Source organism: Maribacter taeanensis (assembly GCF_047345145.1).
GTDB lineage: Bacteria > Bacteroidota > Bacteroidia > Flavobacteriales > Flavobacteriaceae > Maribacter_C.
The window spans coordinates 78,278-97,037 of record NZ_JBLFER010000007.1 but is presented as its reverse complement, the minus strand read 5'-3'; the positions used below and the strand labels follow the sequence as shown (position 1 = coordinate 97,037).

At 42.4% G+C, this 18,760-nt stretch carries 8 protein-coding genes; all 8 read right to left on the bottom strand.

All coding sequences use genetic code 11. The annotated features are described in order from the left end of the window. Positions 1–780: 780 nt before the first annotated feature. Positions 781–1,665 carry a PorP/SprF family type IX secretion system membrane protein gene (locus tag ACKWCD_RS18285; protein ID WP_413985413.1) on the bottom strand — a complete coding sequence of 295 codons (885 nt, stop codon included), beginning with the start codon at positions 1,663–1,665 and terminating at the stop codon, positions 781–783. A gap of 157 nt (positions 1,666–1,822) precedes the next feature. Next, a complete protein-coding gene (locus tag ACKWCD_RS18280) occupies positions 1,823–12,697 on the bottom strand; it encodes a Calx-beta domain-containing protein (RefSeq protein WP_413985412.1) in 10,875 nt (3,624 codons plus the stop codon). A 573-nt stretch (positions 12,698–13,270) separates the two neighbouring features. Continuing rightward, complete coding sequence (locus tag ACKWCD_RS18275; protein WP_413985411.1) at positions 13,271–13,615, bottom strand: hypothetical protein; 345 nt, start codon at positions 13,613–13,615, stop codon at positions 13,271–13,273. Between the two features lie 20 nt (positions 13,616–13,635). Further along, on the bottom strand, positions 13,636–14,040 hold the full coding sequence (locus ACKWCD_RS18270; RefSeq protein WP_413985410.1) for a hypothetical protein: 405 nt from the start codon (positions 14,038–14,040) through the stop codon (positions 13,636–13,638). A 264-nt stretch (positions 14,041–14,304) separates the two neighbouring features. After that, positions 14,305–14,949 (bottom strand): response regulator, encoded by a 645-nt coding sequence (locus ACKWCD_RS18265; RefSeq protein ID WP_413985409.1) that lies wholly within the window; start codon positions 14,947–14,949, stop codon positions 14,305–14,307. Beyond that, the gene (locus ACKWCD_RS18260) at positions 14,946–16,874 is read right to left on the bottom strand and encodes a tetratricopeptide repeat-containing sensor histidine kinase (protein ID WP_413985408.1); all 1,929 of its coding nucleotides are present in this window, start codon (positions 16,872–16,874) and stop codon (positions 14,946–14,948) included. Before ACKWCD_RS18260 ends, ACKWCD_RS18265 begins: the two co-directional genes overlap by 4 nt. Before the next feature lie 214 nt (positions 16,875–17,088). After that, positions 17,089–18,057 (bottom strand): YpdA family putative bacillithiol disulfide reductase, encoded by a 969-nt coding sequence (locus ACKWCD_RS18255; protein ID WP_413985407.1) that lies wholly within the window; start codon positions 18,055–18,057, stop codon positions 17,089–17,091. Further along, positions 18,057–18,713 carry a ribulose-phosphate 3-epimerase gene (gene rpe, locus ACKWCD_RS18250; protein WP_413985406.1) on the bottom strand — a complete coding sequence of 219 codons (657 nt, stop codon included), beginning with the start codon at positions 18,711–18,713 and terminating at the stop codon, positions 18,057–18,059. The genes ACKWCD_RS18255 and rpe overlap by 1 nt, the downstream gene beginning before the upstream one ends. Between the last annotated feature and the right edge of the window lie 47 nt (positions 18,714–18,760).

Sequence of the window (18,760 nt, the reverse complement as noted above, 5' to 3'; positions counted from 1 at the left end):
GTTTGATTGTTGGATTTTTGGAAGCCTGTGAAAAGTCCCCTCCCTAGCCCTCCCCGAGGGGAGGGGATAGAATTACGTTGGCGATTTTTTTACTTCCCTCCTTTGGAGGGATTAAGGGAGGTGTTTTTTGTTAATTGGTTTGGGGTTTGTTTTGGAGTTTCGGTTTTTACACACCCCTGACCGCAAGTGGTCGTCCCTCTTTCTAGAGGGGAATTTTATTAGGGGGATGTTGGATGCTCGATGCTTGGTGTTTGAAGTAGGGTGAAGAAAGGAATTAAAGCTCTCCTCCTAATTCTAGGAGGGGAATGAATCCGCCAGCTGGCGGAGAAAGGGGTGGTTACTTCGTCAAGCGGAAGGGTGCCTTTTACTAAGATGGTTGTAAGCGAGAAAAAAAGTACAAAATTGGGTTTGGTTGCTGGGTTAAATTAAACCTAAAAATAAGAATTCAACTCCCGAGTTTACCACCCCGTATTTCATTTCGTGACCTCAATGAAATTGCCAACGCTACAGCTCGCCCACTGCTCTCGCAGCGTCGCCTTGAAAAAGGAGGACCCATGATTTGAGCTATTGCTGAAGAGTAAGAATAGATGTTCCTAGGTTACCCACCCCGCCTGTCGGCACCCCTCCCTGAAGGGAGGGGACCCTATAAAACCCACTTTTTAGAAAACAAAAAACCTCTTATTTCTAGGAAGTTTTTCGCTCATTATTTTCTGGAAAGAATTTCTTAAAAAGCCCTCCCTTTAGGGTTGGGGTAATGACTTTTTTAGTGATACTTTATTTTTATAATTTGAGTTTTATAAACACTTCATGTGTCCCTTGAGATGCAGCTTGCACGGGACTGTCATAGGCTGATTCATAGGCATAGCCTAAATCTACCCAATCCGCAGCATTGAAAAGGAATAGTCCTCCAAAGCCTTCATCCAGTCTGTACATTCCACCTAGTTCGATGCGGTCTTTGATTCTAAAGGCAGCGGTAAAATTGAGCGATAGGGGAGCGTCCTCTACATATTGTAGTATGGTAGATGGTTTGAAAACAAGATTTTCACTTATATTAAAGTCATAGCCAGCTGCAAGATAGATGTGCGTTCTGCTTTGTCCCAATTTGGCTACCCCGTCATTTTGTTCCAGACGATCTGTGGTGAGGAAGTTGGGAATGGATAGTGCCAAGAAGTAGCTTTCGCCTTTGATATAGGCTCCTGCTCCCACAGTGGGTATGAACCCTCCATCGATACCTGATAGGGAAGGGTCGGACATTATATCGAAAGTTACCAGTCCTGCAGTATTCACGTTATAGGAAGTTGCCCCTGCTTTGATTCCCAAATAGAGATCGGAGTTAGTTCCGAGCTTCAATCGATAGGAGAAATCAGCTGCAATGGCCGTTTGATTCTCTACGAAGGTCCTGTCATTGATCACAGAGATTCCGAGTCCGACGTTTTTCTTCATTTGTGTAGAGAAGAAGGCACTTTGTGTTTCAGGTGCGCCTTGTACGCTCACCCACTGGGTTCTGAAGTTTACTCCTATTTCAGAACCGTCATGGGCTCCAGCATAAGCAGGATTTACAAGATTCATGTTGTACCTGTAAAAGGCACGGTTAGGGTCTTGCTGAGCAAAAGTGTTGAGGGAACTCAACATAAGTAGTGCAAGTATGATTTTGATACATTTCATGTTTTAGATTTTAGTGTTTGGGTTTATGTATTCTATTTTTCTCTACTGTCAGTTCGAGTACCTCGGCTGCGCTCGGTATAAACTCCGTCTTATTGTAAATCTCGACGGAGCCTGTCTTGAGCGAAGCCGAAAGGCTCGATGTGACAGATTAGATATTTTAGTAATTAATGAACATCCATCCATCGATAGGCGGTGAACCATCACCAAGGTTAATTTGATAGTAGTATGAACCTGGTGGGAGTTTATCGCCACTATCTTGATAGCCACCTATCCAATCATTTTGATAGCCTCTAGCTCCAAAGACCTCATGACCGTATCGGTTGTACACTTTGACCGTATTAAATGGATAACCTTCAATGCCTAGAATGGTCCAAGTATCATTGATGCCATCACCATTTGGTGTGAAGGCTCCTGCTGAGATAGCACCACAAGGGTCCGTATCTATAAAGTTAGGTATGCCATCTTCGTCGCAATCATCGTTGAACAAATCACCATCATTGTCAGTATCTTCAAACCTATTGGCAACACCATCACCATCATAATCCGCATCTGGGTCGTATGGTTCTAAGAAGTCAGCCATTCCATCACCATCACTATCATCATTGTAAGGGTTTCCATCACCATTAAAATCTTCTATGTAATTTGGAATACCATCCATATCATCATCAGCATCTGGGTCGTATGGTAGTAAAGGTTCTAAATCATCTTCATCAAGAATACCGTCATCATCGGCATCTTCATCGCTATTGTCGCCTTCACCATCACCATCGGTATCCGTATCTTCTGTTTCATCTAATGGGAATGCATCTTCTGCGTCAGGAGTGCCGTCGTTGTCATCATCATCATCTTGACAATCAGGAATACCATCTCCATCGGTATCTAAAGCTGTGTCTGAGCTATCTAATGGATCTGATCCACAGGCAAGCTCATCGAGGTTAGATTGACCATCACCATCATTATCATCATCAAAAACATCTAGAATGCCATCGTTATCGTTATCGTCATCCGCGCAATTCGGAATTCCATCCAAATCATTATCTGGAGAAAGATCTGTGCCATCTAAAGGATCACTTCCGCACGAAATTTCATGTTCATCTGAATGACCATCTCCATCGTCATCTTCATCTAGACAGTCAGGAATTCCATTTCCATCAGAATCTAATGCCACACTTTGGGCATTTGCCGGGTCACTACCACAAGCGATTTCATCTTCATCAGATTGACCATCATTGTCATCGTCGTTATCCAATACATCCGCTACGCCATCATTATCGTCATCTGGGTCAGAACAATTGGGAATATTATCCCCATCATTATCTGCTGCAGAATCTGAGTCATCTGTTGGACTAGAACCACAGGCAATTTCATCAGCATCGCTTTGACCATCTCCATCGTCATCGGTATCGGCATTATCACCGGTTCCATCACCATCTGTATCGGTATCCTCATTCTCATCTAGAGGGAAGTCATCTTCGGTATCAGGAGTACCGTCATTGTCATCATCGGTATCGGCATTGTCGCCAGTTCCATCACCATCTGTATCGGTATCCTCATTCTCATCCAGTGGGAAATCATCCTCCGTATCGGGAGTACCATCACCGTCATCATCGGTATCGGCGTTATCTCCGGTTCCATCACCATCTGTATCGGTATCCTCATTCTCATCTATAGGGAAATCATCTTCGGTATCAGGAGTCCCGTCATTGTCATCATCGGTATCGGCATTATCACCAGTACCATCACCATCGGTATCGGTATCCTCATTCTCATCCAGTGGGAAATCGTCCTCGGTATCGGGAGTCCCGTCATTGTCATCATCGGTATCGGCATTGTCGCCAGTTCCATCACCATCTGTATCGGTATCCTCATTCTCATCCAGTGGGAAGTCATCTTCGGTATCGGGAGTACCATCACCATCATCATCGGTATCTCCATTATCACCGGTTCCATCACCATCTGTATCGGTATCCTCATTCTCATCTAGAGGGAAGTCATCTTCGGTATCGGGAGTCCCGTCATTGTCATCATCGGTATCGGCATTGTCACCGGTACCATCACCATCCGTATCGGTATCCTCATTCTCATCCAGTGGGAAATCGTCCTCGGTATCGGGAGTCCCGTCATTGTCATCATCGGTATCTGCATTATCACCAGTACCATCACCATCTGTATCGGTATCCTCATTCTCATCCAATGGGAAATCATCTTCGGTATCGGGAGTTCCATCGTTATCATCATCGGTATCTGCATTATCTCCGGTTCCGTCTCCGTCAGTATCTGTATCCTCATTCTCATCTAGAGGGAAGTCATCGTCCGTATCAGGGGTACCGTCACCATCGTCATCGGTATCGGCATTGTCACCGGTACCATCACCATCGGTATCGGTATCCTCATTCTCATCTAGAGGGAAGTCATCTTCGGTATCGGGAGTCCCGTCATTGTCATCATCGGTATCGGCATTGTCACCGGTTCCGTCTCCGTCAGTATCTGTATCCTCATTCTCATCTAGAGGGAAGTCATCTTCGGTATCGGGAGTACCATCACCATCATCATCGGTATCGGCATTGTCACCGGTTCCGTCTCCGTCAGTATCGGTATCCTCATTCTCATCCAATGGGAAATCGTCTTCGGTATCGGGAGTACCATCATTATCATCATCGGTATCGGCATTATCTCCGGTTCCATCACCATCTGTATCGGTATCCTCATTCTCATCCAGTGGGAAATCATCTTCGGTATCAGGAGTCCCGTCATTGTCATCATCGGTATCGGCATTGTCGCCAGTTCCATCACCATCTGTATCGGTATCCTCATTCTCATCCAGTGGGAAATCATCCTCAGTATCGGGAGTACCATCACCGTCATCATCGGTATCGGCGTTATCACCGGTTCCATCACCATCCGTATCGGTATCCTCATTTTCATCCAGTGGGAAGTCATCTTCGGTATCGGGAGTCCCGTCATTGTCATCATCGGTATCTGCATTATCACCAGTTCCGTCACCATCTGTATCGGTATCCTCATTCTCATCTAGAGGGAAGTCATCTTCGGTATCGGGAGTTCCATCGTTATCATCATCGGTATCTGCATTATCTCCGGTTCCGTCTCCGTCAGTATCTGTATCCTCATTCTCATCTAGAGGGAAGTCATCGTCCGTATCAGGGGTACCGTCACCATCGTCATCGGTATCGGCATTGTCACCGGTACCATCACCATCGGTATCGGTATCCTCATTCTCATCTAGAGGGAAGTCATCTTCGGTATCGGGAGTCCCGTCATTGTCATCATCGGTATCGGCATTGTCACCGGTTCCGTCTCCGTCAGTATCTGTATCCTCATTCTCATCTAGAGGGAAGTCATCTTCGGTATCGGGAGTACCATCACCATCATCATCGGTATCGGCATTGTCACCGGTTCCGTCTCCGTCAGTATCGGTATCCTCATTCTCATCCAATGGGAAATCGTCTTCGGTATCGGGAGTACCATCATTATCATCATCGGTATCGGCATTATCTCCGGTTCCATCACCATCTGTATCGGTATCCTCATTCTCATCCAGTGGGAAATCATCTTCGGTATCAGGAGTCCCGTCATTGTCATCATCGGTATCGGCATTGTCGCCAGTTCCATCACCATCTGTATCGGTATCCTCATTCTCATCCAGTGGGAAATCATCCTCAGTATCGGGAGTACCATCACCGTCATCATCGGTATCGGCGTTATCACCGGTTCCATCACCATCCGTATCGGTATCCTCATTTTCATCCAGTGGGAAGTCATCTTCGGTATCGGGAGTCCCGTCATTGTCATCATCGGTATCTGCATTATCACCAGTTCCGTCACCATCTGTATCGGTATCCTCATTCTCATCTAGAGGGAAGTCATCTTCGGTATCGGGAGTTCCATCGTTATCATCATCGGTATCCGTTGTATCATCTATACCATCATCATCATTATCTGCTAATGTGGTAAATGCTATCGGTCCTGCATAACTGCTACTCGCAGTTGGAGAACAGACAGATCTAACATAAAAATCATAATCTGTAGCTTTTACTAGGGTACCTGCATTATCTACTGTTATTACAGGAGCAGTTGTGCTTCCTGATATAACTATGGTTCCGGTCGGGCCATCACCTGATGCAACGACTATCCAATCATAGGTAATTACACCACCTGCAGCGGGCTGTGTCCAAGCAAGATCCGCAGTAGTAATTTGCACATCTGATACTGCAAGATTAATAGGGTCATTACAAGCATCATTATCAGTAATATTCAAGGTTGTCGGAGTCGTATTAGCAGTAACGGAAGCATTGTTCGTTGCTGCCGTTAAGGTTGCTATTATAGTTTCGGTAAGCTCAACAGCGGCATCATCAACGACAGTTAAATCTATGGTTCCTGTAGTCGCGCCTGCTGCAATGGTAACTGTTCCGTTTACTGTTGTCGCATCCGTATAATCCGCAGGATTGGCAGCGGTACCCGTTAAGGCGTAGCTTACTTCTACATCTGTTGATGCAGCTGCGCTCATGGTGAGTGTAAATGCTCTACTAGCCGTAGCCTCATCTGCATCTGCATCGGCTGCTATACTAACGGTAAGACTATTGTCATTATCCGTGATATTTAATGTAGCCGGAGTAGTGGTGGCCGTTACGGAAGCATTGTTCGTTGCAGCCGTTAAGGTTGCGATTACAGTTTCACTTCCTTCGGAAAGGGCGTCATCGACAACTGTCAAGTCTATGGTTCCCGTAGTTGAGCCTGCTGCAATGGTGACTGTTCCGTTTACGGTAGTAGCATCCGTATAATCCGCAGGATTAGCAGCGGTACCCGTTAAGGCGTAGCTTACCTCTACATCGGTTGATGCAGCTGCGCTCATGGTGAGTGTAAATGCTCTACTTGCGGTAGCTTCATCTGCATCTGCATCGGCTACTATACTAACGGTAAGACTATTGTCATTATCGGTAATATTCAAAGTAGCAGGTGCTGTACTTGCCGTTACGGAAGGATTGTTCGTTGCCGCTGTCAAGGTTGCGATTACAGTTTCAGTTCCTTCGGAAAGGGCATCATCGACAACTGTTAAATCTATTGTTCCTGTAGTCGAGCCTGCTGCAATGGTAACTGTTCCGTTTACTGTAGTGGCATCCGTATAATCCGCAGGATTGACAGCGGTACCTGTTAAGGCGTAACTTACTTCTACATCTGTTGAAGCAGCTGCGCTCATGGTGAGTGTAAATGCTCTACTTGCCGTGGCTTCGTCTGCATCTGCATCAGCGGCTATGGTCACTGTTGCTGTGTCATTATCCGTAATATTTAAAGTAACAGGTGATGTACTGGCAGTTACCGAAGCATTATTGGTAGCAGCAGTCAATGTAGCAATCACGGTTTCAGTTCCTTCGGAAAGGGCGTCATCGACAACTGTTAAATCTATGGTTCCTGTAGTCGAGCCTGCTGCAATGGTGACTGTTCCGTTTACTGTAGTTGCATCCTTATAATCCGCAGGATTGGCAGCTGTACCTGTTAAGGCGTAACTTACTTCTACATCTGTTGAAGCAGCTGCGCTCATGGTAAGTGTAAATGCTCTACTTGCGGTAGCTTCATCTGCATCTGCATCGGCTGCTATACTAACGGTAAGACTATTGTCATTATCGGTAATATTCAAAGTAGCAGGTGCTGTACTCGCCGTTACGGAAGCATTGTTCGTTACAGCCGTTAATGTTGCGATTACAGTTTCAGTTCCTTCGGAAAGGGCGTCATCAACAACTGTTAAATCAATCGTTCCCATAGTCGAGCCTGCTGCAATAGTAACTGTTCCCGCAACTGTTGTAGCATCCGCATAATCTGCAGGATTGGCAGCTGTACCTGTTAAGGCGTAACTTACTTCTACATCTGTTGAAGCAGCTGCACTCATGGTAAGTGTAAATGCTCTACTTGCGGTAGCTTCATCTGCATCTGCATCGGCTGCTATACTAACGGTAAGACTATTGTCATTATCGGTAATATTTAAAGTAGCGGGAGTAGTGTTAGCTGTGACCGAAGCATTGTTCGTTGCGGCAGTCAAGGTTGCGATTACAGTTTCACTTCCTTCGGAAAGGGCATCATCGACAACTGTTAAGTCGATAGTTCCTGTAGTTGCACCAGCTAATATGGTTACTGTTCCGTTTATCGTAGTTGCATCCGTATAATCCGCAGGATTGGCAGCGGTACCCGTTAAGGCGTAGCTTACTTCTACATCCGTCGATGCAGCTGCGCTCATGGTGAGTGTAAATGCTCTACTTGCGGTAGCCTCATCAGCATCTGCATCGGCTGCTATACTAACGGTAAGACTATTGTCATTATCGGTAATATTTAAAGTAGCGGGAGTAGTGTTAGCTGTGACCGAAGCATTGTTCGTTGCGGCAGTCAAGGTTGCGATTACAGTTTCACTTCCTTCGGAAAGGGCATCATCGACAACTGTTAAGTCGATAGTTCCTGTAGTTGCACCAGCTAATATGGTTACTGTTCCGTTGACCGTAGTAGCATCCGTATAATCCGCAGGATTAGCAGCGGTACCCGTTAAGGCGTAGCTTACTTCTACATCTGTTGACGCAGCTGCACTCATGGTGAGTGTAAATGTCCTGCTCGCCGTAGCTTCATCGGCATCTGCATCGGCTGCTATACTTACTGTAGCTGTGTCATCATTGGTAATGGTAGCGGTTGCACTGTCCGTAATATCTATAGTGAGTGTAGTGCCTGCTAGGTTCCCCATGGAAAGGGTAGCTATCTCATCTGTCTCTAATTTTGTGTCCGCAGTAGGGGTAAAGGTAAAGGTCTGTGTTTCCCCTGCTGTACCGGTAAAGGTAAGTTTCTCACTAACTATTGCCGTATAATCGTTATCGGCAGTAGTCGCCGTACCATCTGCTGAGGATACATCGACTGTAAACCCTCCTTGAACTGCATTGTCAAGGGTAGCTGTAAAGGTAATGTTACCATCGTTTTCGTTACCCGATACATCTTCTATGGTCACTGCCGCGGTATCATCGTTTGTGATGGTATACACATGATTATCTATTAGCGTTCCCCCGGATACTTCAGCAAGTAGAATTCCGTCTTGTCCATTGCTAAGTGTTAGGTCAATAGTTTCATCAGGTTCTACAGTTGTATCACCAGTTATTGAGAAATCGATTGGAGGCGTATAGTCTAGAACCATGGCGACATCTAAACCCTGAGATGTTCCGCCAGCAACTGTTGTTATGTGATAGGTTGTACCCGCGGTAAGTGAGAAGGTGTAGGTCTTTTTCGGAGTAGCTGCATCTATTCTGTTTGTTGTCGCTGTAAAGGTATCGCTTGCTCCTGGTGTTGTACCCACTATCACGTGTATATTCGGTGTGCCCGGAACTTCAGCCTCAAACGATTTTGCCGATAGGGTTATTCTATATGTTCCGGTCGATGGTGCGACAAGTGTTTCTGCTTCGGAGATGACATCTCCTATGTAGTTTCTGATGACTGGATATTGTTCATCCAGTTGATTGATACTCAGATTTAAGGTGTTCAAAGCCAAAGTAGAGGCGTTGTAAGTTCCGGCTGGGATTATTGCCGTTGCGGTAGTTGGTGATGTCGTTGCAGATGCAAAAGTAAAGTCAGTCCCAACTGTTGCACTACTTGCAGCATTTAGTGTGACATCGATAGATGCCGCCTGGTGTAATGTACCGTTTACTAGTAGGTTTGGCAGATTAGCACCTGTGTTTTCGGCATCGGAAGCTGCAGCTAATTCAAACTCTATATTGGTAGCTAGTCTTGCCAGTGTGAAGAAGGTAGTTCCTGTAAAGGTAGTAGCAACGGTTCCTGTTGCTGAAAGAGGCGTAGACGTAGTTCCCGTGGTGGCGCTAAAATCACCATCTGCGGTTCTAGTCAACAACACCCAGGTATTGTCGTACCCATCAAATTGTAAGTTGACTGCTCCTACGCTTCCGGTATTGACCGCTTTCCATTCGCGAGCGGAGCGCTCAAAATAAATTGCTGTATTTAAATCGGTATTTACGGCATCAAAAGGATGACTACTATTACCATTATTACCGATAACTAAATACTGTCCGTTCGCAAGTGACGTGTGAGTTCCGTTTGCTCCTGTAAAGTTAGTGTCTGTAGAAAGTGTGACGATTGATCCTATATTTACCGATTTTGAGATTTGCTGGTCTAGGGCTTGGTCATCATCTTTGGCAATACCAAAAATATCTGCTGGGTAGTTGGTGTCTGCTGTCCAAACATCGGTACCTGCTGAATTTTTGTAGGCTACTGTTCCATTGTTCAGGGTGATTCCGTATTTGATGGCTAAATACGATTGTACCTTTTGTGCATCCGCTGCACTCAATGCTTGGTTGTAGGCTATAATTTCAGTGATTTCTCCTGTAAAGGCTCTTGGAAAACCTCCACCAGTTGAAAGCGTATTCTCTCCTATCTCATAGATAAGGGGTGTACCTGTTGCACTTGCATTTGTAGTTCCTGTTGCATCTCCACTAGGTATCCCTCCATTACCAGACAAGGCTAAAGCTGTACCTGTATTAATTAATGAATTTATAACCGCTCCTGTATTTGCAGCAGCTGGCCCAAATAGATGACCTGGATTCACAATACCCGTATTCGTAATAGCATTAGCTCTTGGCTCAAGATTACTGTTACCATATCCTAGCCAATATCCATTGGTAGCACCAGAGGTTCCCCAACCTTCTCGAGAAGCAAATACAGAACGAAAGGATGTAGAAGTAGAGGTATTATTTTGTACTGGCCTTGTAGTTACTGTAAATATTGATGCATTGTCTGATAATGATAAAGTACTAGAAGTACTGTAATAATCTGCTGTAGCTGCTGCTGATTCTCCTGAAAAAGTTACCCCTGGGTTAAAGTTCACCGCACTTGTCGTAATACTTGGCTGATTTGCCGCAGTTGCTTGTACTGCATTATTAGAAGTACCCGATTGATCATCCCATTGTGCTGGTGCTGAACCTACATCTGCTTTTAACCAAAGGGCTAAACCTTCTGTAACTGCTCCCGGTGCTTCACCAATAGCTAAGGTTATAAAAGTATCATCAGCTAGCGTTACTCCTAAAAGTTCACCAGCTGTATTTAACCTTCCTAAAGAAGTGGCTCCTGAAGAGAAATCTCCTGTTGTACTTGTTAATACAATATAATTATCATCAAAATTGTCAAATTTTAAATTAACGTTACCTACATTACCAGTGTTTTGAACTTTCCACTCTCTGTTAATCCCTGAAATAATATTTGTACCTATCTCTGAAGTTTGTACGCCTGTTGTTAATCCGTTATTACCAAGCACTAAATATTGCCCATCGGTTAAGGATACATGTGTACTATTAGCGCCGATAAAGTTAGTATCTGTAGAAAGGGTGAGTATCGCTTCTGTATTTACTGACTTTGAAATCTGTTGGTCTAAGCCTTGATCATCATCTTTGGCAATACCAAAAATATCTGCTGGGTAGTTGGTGTCTGCTGTCCAAACATCAGTACCTGCTGAATTTTTGTAGGCTACTGTGCCGTTGTTTAGGGTAATCCCGTACTTAATAGCTAAATAGGATTGTATTTTTTGTTTATTGGTTGCACTATTATCCGTGTCATAGGCGATAAACTCCGCAATGTCACCATTAAAGTATTGTTGACCGCCAGAAACGGAAGTACCAATACGTGTGATGCTCAGTGATTGAGACTCTCCACTAGTATCAGACGCGACAACACCCCCATTAATACTTATTGCTTGATTGCTATTATTAATGCTGTTAAAATAGCCAGCGATGTGTGGTTCCCCTACTGTAAGCCCAGAAGGACCAGACACTCGATCATCTGTACCAGAATCACCTACATCAAAGTAGACTGTTCCATCCGGATAAATGTGGTGGCTCTGATACCTATTTACGTTATTGGCTCCATCATTAAACCCAAAAATTGAGTTCTCCTGTCGTGCGTCTTCACGTGCTACGAAGAAGATATTTGTTTCGTCCGACACTCCAGAAGCGAACGGAGATGCGGGATTGGTCATTTGATCATCTGTACCATCAAAGTCCATCACCGGGTTAAAGTTAAGGCTGTTTGTCTCTAGTACTGGTTGTTGTCCTGCCACCGCAGTCACGTCATGATCGTTTCCGGATTGATCATCCCATTGTGCTGCTGTAGCACCTGCATCTGCTTTTAACCAAAGGGCTAAATTCGCTCCCACATTACCGGGTATTTTATCTACAATGGTAATGGTTGCCGAATCGTCTACTGTTTGAGGTACTATCGATAAATCATCAAAAATTAAACCAACGGTATTTGTATTTGTTGTTGTAAATGATATTCTAGTGGTAGTCGAGGCTGCGGTAAATGAAAAGGTTTCCTCGTCTAGGCTAAAGGTTGGGTTGGCTGCACTTGTTTTTGTTACCGTTAGACTGTTCAAGATAGAAGCTCCGTTAGCTGCTCTGACCGTCACATTAGCAGAGGCTGGACCTCCAGATGTTCTGCGGGATGCTTTAAAAACAACGTCATACGTAACTCCTGCTATTGTGGTAATATCTTGATATCCTTGTGAGCCTCCATCAACCTCTAAAACGGTATTTGCCCCATTAGGGCCTCCATAAGTCGTTTCAGGACCCGTTTCAAAACCTATGGTTCCGGTAGATGTCCAAAAAGTAGTTGCATTGTTAAATCCTGAATCATTTGCCAAATCCGTTGACACACTAATCGAAAAATCTTCGAGATCTTCTGTAGTAGTATCCCCAATAATTGGAATTAATATGGTTCCTGTTGAGCTCCCTTGTGGAATTAAAATTCGGTCTCCAGGAACGATATAGTCTGTCCCTCCTGTTGCAGTGTTTGCCGTAATAGCATACAGTACCGTTGTTCCTCCGACAGGCGCAGCACTGGGCAGAGTAACCGTTACAACCGCATTAGAGGTGCCAGAATCCCCCTCGATTGTCGAGATATCTTCAACTGTTGCTTGTGCAAAAAGTGCGTCGTTTCCTAAAAAGAGTATAAAAATTGTAAGTACTAGCAGCTTGTAAAATTGCTTCATAATGGTAAATTTGGGTTTTCTTTGAAAGTCTAATAAAGAAGCAATAACCTACATTAATGTAATATAATTCCTACAAATGTTGTGTAATGATTGTGTTTTGTTGTGAAATCATCGATTATGTGTGTGGTTGTTTGGGTGAAAGGGTGGATTGGATGGTTAGATTGTTGGATTACTGGATTGTTGGAAGAACTATAGGTTAAAGGTGAAGGAGATGGAGGCTTGATGTTGGATGCTCGGTGCTTGAAGTTTGATTGTTGGATTGTTGGATTTTTGGATTGCTGGATTGTTGGAAGGTAGCTTGTAGCTTTTAGATATTTTCGACAGAACCTCTCCGCCCTTTTCCATGCATACAGGGCTCTGTCCAATTAAATGTATTTTTCCAAAACTGGCTGGAATCTAGAAAAAGCCCTCCCTTTAGGGTCGGGGAAAAGACTTTTTCGACGTCAATGTTACTCACTGTTTTTTGTTGGAAACCTATGAAAAAGTCCCCTCCCTAACCCTCCCCGAGGGGAGGGGATACAATTGGGTTGATAGTTTTTTACTTCCCTCCTCTGGAGAGATTGAAGAGGACTTTTAGGCAAATTCCGCTACAACGGCTATTTCTACCTTTTTAAATACTGAAAACCGCTTCAGTATGGCATCAATTTGTAGGATGTCTTTTTGATTTGTTTCTCCAATCAACGATACAGTTTTGGAGGCGTCTATTCTTAATTTTATGAGTCCGTTTGGCGCTGATAAGATTGCGCACAATTGATGCTCTTTCCAAATGTTTTGTTGGTCTTTTAGAATGAAATTATACATGCCTAAAATCTGTAAGAGTTCTTTTAGGAATTCGGTATTTTGATGTATTGGTTCAAACTTAATGAATAGATAGTCATTATGGTCCGGTAAAAGCGAGTAGGGGTATGCGGTTGTCATGAGATTGGAATTTTGATTGTTTAAATTCCGGCAAGGGTATTGTCTTTGATTTTTTGATAGTCTAAATCATCAACAAAGAAACCATCTACTACCTCCCGAATGTGTACCGCTTGTAGTGTAGAATTTGCGGTTTTGTATTCCGTTTGGATTAGTTCTTTTGCAGGAAAATTTTCGCAATATAATTCTGCTCCATTGGCATTGACAACTTTAAAGGTGGCTGTACTCTCTAAAATGGTTTTTCCCGAAAGGGTAAGGTAGGCCAAATCACCTTGATGCATTCCTGAAAAAGGTTTGATAGCAGAACTCTGTAAAAGTACATCGGACTTTAAAGTTGATACTTGCTTCGGAATTTCTGTGGTTTTTTTATCATTGCTACAAGCGATAAAAAATACTGCAGTTGCGAATAAAAGGGCTTTTAGTTTCATAGTGTATAGTTGTTTTATTGTCATTCCCTCGAAGGAGGGAATCTGTTGTTGTTTACACTACAAAGATGAAGTAAAGGCTAGGGTAGGAGTAGGCTTGAATTGGTGAAAATTGGGGCCCTGTTTTCAGGGGGGCATTAGGAACTAGTTTGAATCCATACAGGGCGGTCCCCTCCCTAGCCCTCCCCGGAGGGGAGGGAATACATAAGTTTATTCTTTATAGGAACTAAGAAGGACTTTTCGTATTAGCTTCGCAAACCTTTAAAATTACGAATCCAAAAGCCCCATTTTGATGGCGTGTTTGGTGAGGCCGGCTAGGTTTTTTACTTGTAGTTTGGAGATGAGGTTTTTACGGTAGCTTTCGATGGTGTGTTTGCTTAAGAAAAGTGTATCTGCTATTTCTTGGGTCGTGTTCTCTTCGGCGATGAGTTTTAATACTTCTTTTTCACGTTCGGTCAGGTTGACTTCTTCTTGTTTTTTATTTTCGAACATCGCATCGGTATAGGCTCTTTTGATTTCAGAAGAAAAGTATTTTTCACCTTTTACGATAGTTCGTATGGCATCTAAAAGCTCATCTTTCTCTGCATTTTTTGGTACATAGCCATCCACATTATTTCGAATTAGTTTATCAATCATTTGTCCGTCAATGTGCATGCTTACGACTAAAGTTTTTAAAGAAGGGTATTTCTCTTTTACAATCTTGTTCAATTCAATACCGTCCATCTCTGGCATGGTTAAATCGGTGACTAAAAGGTTTAAATCATCAACCCCGTTGATGTCTAAATATTTTACTACTTGTGCACCATTTTTAAAGGTAGTAGTTACTGAGAATTCAGGTGCATCTTTTAAGATGCTCATGAGTCCGTCAATAAACATTTTATGGTCGTCGGCGATTATTAGATTGTATTTCATGATTCTTTGGTTTTTATGGGAATTTCTATAGACACCACCGTTCCACGTTCTAGCGTAGAATCGATATGCAAAATTCCGGATAATTCTTTTATTCTGTTTTTTATATTTTGAAAACCTATTCCGTCGGAAGAATTTGCTGTTTCAAATCCCTTTCCGTTATCCTCAAACAAAAGGGAAAGTTCGTTCTCGATGAGACTCAAATGAATATCCACCCTTGATGCGGCAGCATGTTTTAAGGTATTCGTCATTAACTCTTGAATAATCTTATAGATTTCCATCTGATGCTTTTCGTCAATAGCATTGATTTCCTTTTCCGGATGCGGATGGAAAGCTACTTCCAATTCCCCAGTATTAGAAATGGATTTGATGTATTCCTGAATTAATTGGGTAAACACATTTTCCTTAAATTTCTTCGGAATTAGCGTATGTGAAATATCGCGAACTAGCTGATAGGTTTCATCTATTTGTCCAGTTAAGGATTTTAGTTTTTCGGAATCACCTTCCATACTAGCGAATTGTAGTTTTATGCCTGCCAGATTTCCGCCAATACTATCATGTAGTTCTTGGGCAATTCGTTTGCGTTCTTCGTCTTGTCCTTCAATAGAAGCTTTGATTAAATTCAGTTCTTGCTCTTGCTTTAAAGACTCTACTTTTTGGGTGTTGATTTCTTCTTGTTTTTTTGCTAACTCACTCTGTGCTTGAATCTTTTGATAATAAACATAGAGCAAAGCCATCACTGGAATAAGGATAATCAGAAAGCCAATTAAAAAGGCATTTTTAATTGTTTTTTGTCTTTTTAGTTCTGCCTCTTTTTTTATTTGACCTTCCTCCAGTTTTGAAATTTCCTTTTCTTTTTCGAGAGTTTCATACTGCACTTCAAGCTCTTTAATTATTGCCTTTTTTTGTTTTGTATTTATCTCGCCTAACACCTGAAATAATTGAGTTATGACAGCATAGCCGTTTTTGTAGTCATCTTGTTTGGCAAAAGCTCTAGCTTGCATTTCTAAGGCTTCTCTTTGAAAAAGAAGGTTTTCTCGGTCAATAGCATTTACTTGGGCGAACATCAATGCGATATTGGCAGTCTCATACATTTCTTCTTTAAAATAATACTTTGCCAATAGTAATGAGCCTTCAAAATATATAGCTGTATAGCCTTCTTTTAATGCCCGGTTTCTAGTTTCTTCATATCCTTGAAATGCCTTTCCAAATTCTTCTTTCGCTTCTGCTAGTTTAGCTTTTTCTAGACCTACTGTCAACTCCATTTCCACATCATTAAACTTGGTAGCCATTTCAGCCGCTTGATTGAAAAAGTTATCGGCTTTTTCATACTCTTGCTTTTTAAGGTGTGCATTACCAAGTACAACCAGTGCTTTGTTCGTAATTGTGGAGAATTGGGTAGAAAATTTTGGGAGTGCCTCTTCTAAAGTAGAAATAGCTTTGTCTGGGTCATCTTTTAGTAAATAGGTTTTAGCAAGTCCGATCTTGTTCTTGTACTCGTATTTTTGAAAATTGGCCAACTGAGCTTTTTGAACCCCTTTTATAAACCACTCAGTGGATTTTTCATGAAGGCCATTAAAAATATAGCCAAAGCCCATGATGTAATTTGCTTTTGCGTAATGGTAATTTTTTTCTTTATTCGACTTGTCCCAATTGCCTAGCTCTTTTTGATAGAGATTACCATATTTTAAAATGGAATCAGTATCCCCTTTTTTCATGTGTTCTTCAGCCAACTGTTCGAAAATGGAAAAACGCTGAACGCCAAAAGCTGCTTTTTTTAATTCTTTATAAAAGGGGTCAAGTGATTTTTGTTTGTCATTAGGAATTGTAGAAAAGGTTATGCGCTGTGAGTCGTCATCCTTTAGGGTATCTTTTTCAACATCTTGAGAAAATACAAGGCTTGTGATAAGGAAAAGCAGCGCTAGCATATCCAATTTATGACTTCGCTTTTTAGTAAATGAAGAATGTTGTTCCTTTCTCAGCGGTGTATTTTTTATTCGGTTATTAATTTGGTTTGTATTGACGAAACGCTATACCCTTTCAATGTACAAAATTAGCCTTTTAGCTATAACGCAAATACGCACATAATAGTGAATACGCACCCCCTGAAAACCGTGATATTCTAAAATTAGGGACTTTTTCTTAGGGTTGTTTACTCTGAATATGCTTCACAATGATTTTCGCATGAATGCGGGAATTCTCAATAAACCATTTATGAGTCTCCATTCCACCACAAATAACGCCGGCTAAATAGAGTCCGGTAACATTGCTCTCCATGGTATCCGGATTGTAATTCGGAAGCCTTTTTTCATCTTCGGATAGTTCGATACCTAGTTTTTCCAAGAAGTCAAAGTTGGGTCTATATCCCGTTAGGGCCAAAACAAAATCATTTTCAAGCGTGGTTTCTCCCTCAGGGGAGACAATGATAATCTTATCTTCCTTAATTTCTTTTACTATGGAATTGTAATATGCTTTTATACTACCTTCTTCGATACGATTGATAATATCAGGACGCACCCAATATTTCACACGTTTACCAACTTCAGGTCCACGGATAATTAATGATACGTCCGAACCTTTTCGGTAACATTCTAAAGCAGCATCGATTGCCGAATTGCTCGCTCCAATAACAGCAAGTTTTTGACTCGCATAAAAATGCGGATTACCATAATAATGAGAAACCTTGGGCAAATCTTCTCCTGTAACATTTAGATGGTTTGGTAAATCATAAAAACCGGTAGCTAAGACGATATTCGAAGCGGTGTACGTTTCTTTGTCTGAAACAATTGTAAATAAATCGCCTGATTTATTAACGCTTTCTACTTTTTCAAAAAGATGAATGTTCAGCTTGTTTGAAGTGACAATCCTGCGGTAATATTCGAGAGCTTCGTCACGTTTTGGTTTTGCTTCCTTGCTAATAAAGGGAATATCATCGATTTCCAATTTTTCCGAAGAAGAGAAAAATTGCATGTTAGAAGGATAGTTGAAAAGAGAATTTACTATCGGTCCTTTTTCGATAATAAGATAGTTAAGTCCTTTCTTTTTTGCTTCAAGGCCGCAAGCAATTCCGATAGGGCCTCCTCCAACGATGACAAGGTCAAATGATTTCATTACCCTGCTATTTCTTTTAAATCTTTAATAGTTTGGGTTGGATTGGCGCTTTTGAAGACGAAACTTCCAGCAACTAATACATCGGCGCCGGCATCGGTCAAAGATTTCGCATTTAAGGAAGTAACGCCGCCGTCAATCTCAATTAAAGTACTTGCACCTTTTCGTTGAATAATAGCTTTTAGTTGCCTTACTTTTTCATAAGTGTTTTCAATGAAGGATTGTCCGCCAAAACCTGGGTTTACGCTCATTAAACAAACGACATCAATATCTTGAATGGTATCTTCTAAAAGAGAAACACTCGTATGTGGATTCAAAGCTACCCCAGCTTTCATACCCTCTGCTTTTATAGCCTGTAGTGTTCTATGTAAATGCGTACATGCCTCGTAGTGCACACTAAGGACATCAGCGCCTAACTCCGCAAAAGTCTTGATATAGCGGTCAGGGTCTACAATCATCAAATGTACGTCCAAGGGCTTGGTGGCGTGTTTGGCTATTGCTTTTACGACAGGCATTCCATAGGAAATATTCGGAACGAAAACACCATCCATGACGTCAATATGATGCCAATCCGCATCACTTTGATTGACCATTTCAACGTCGCGTTGCAGATTACCAAAATCGGCGGCTAGGAGGGAAGGAGCTATTTTTGTACTCATTATATAGAATCTTCAGAATTCAATACAAAAGTAGTGAAATGAGGTAT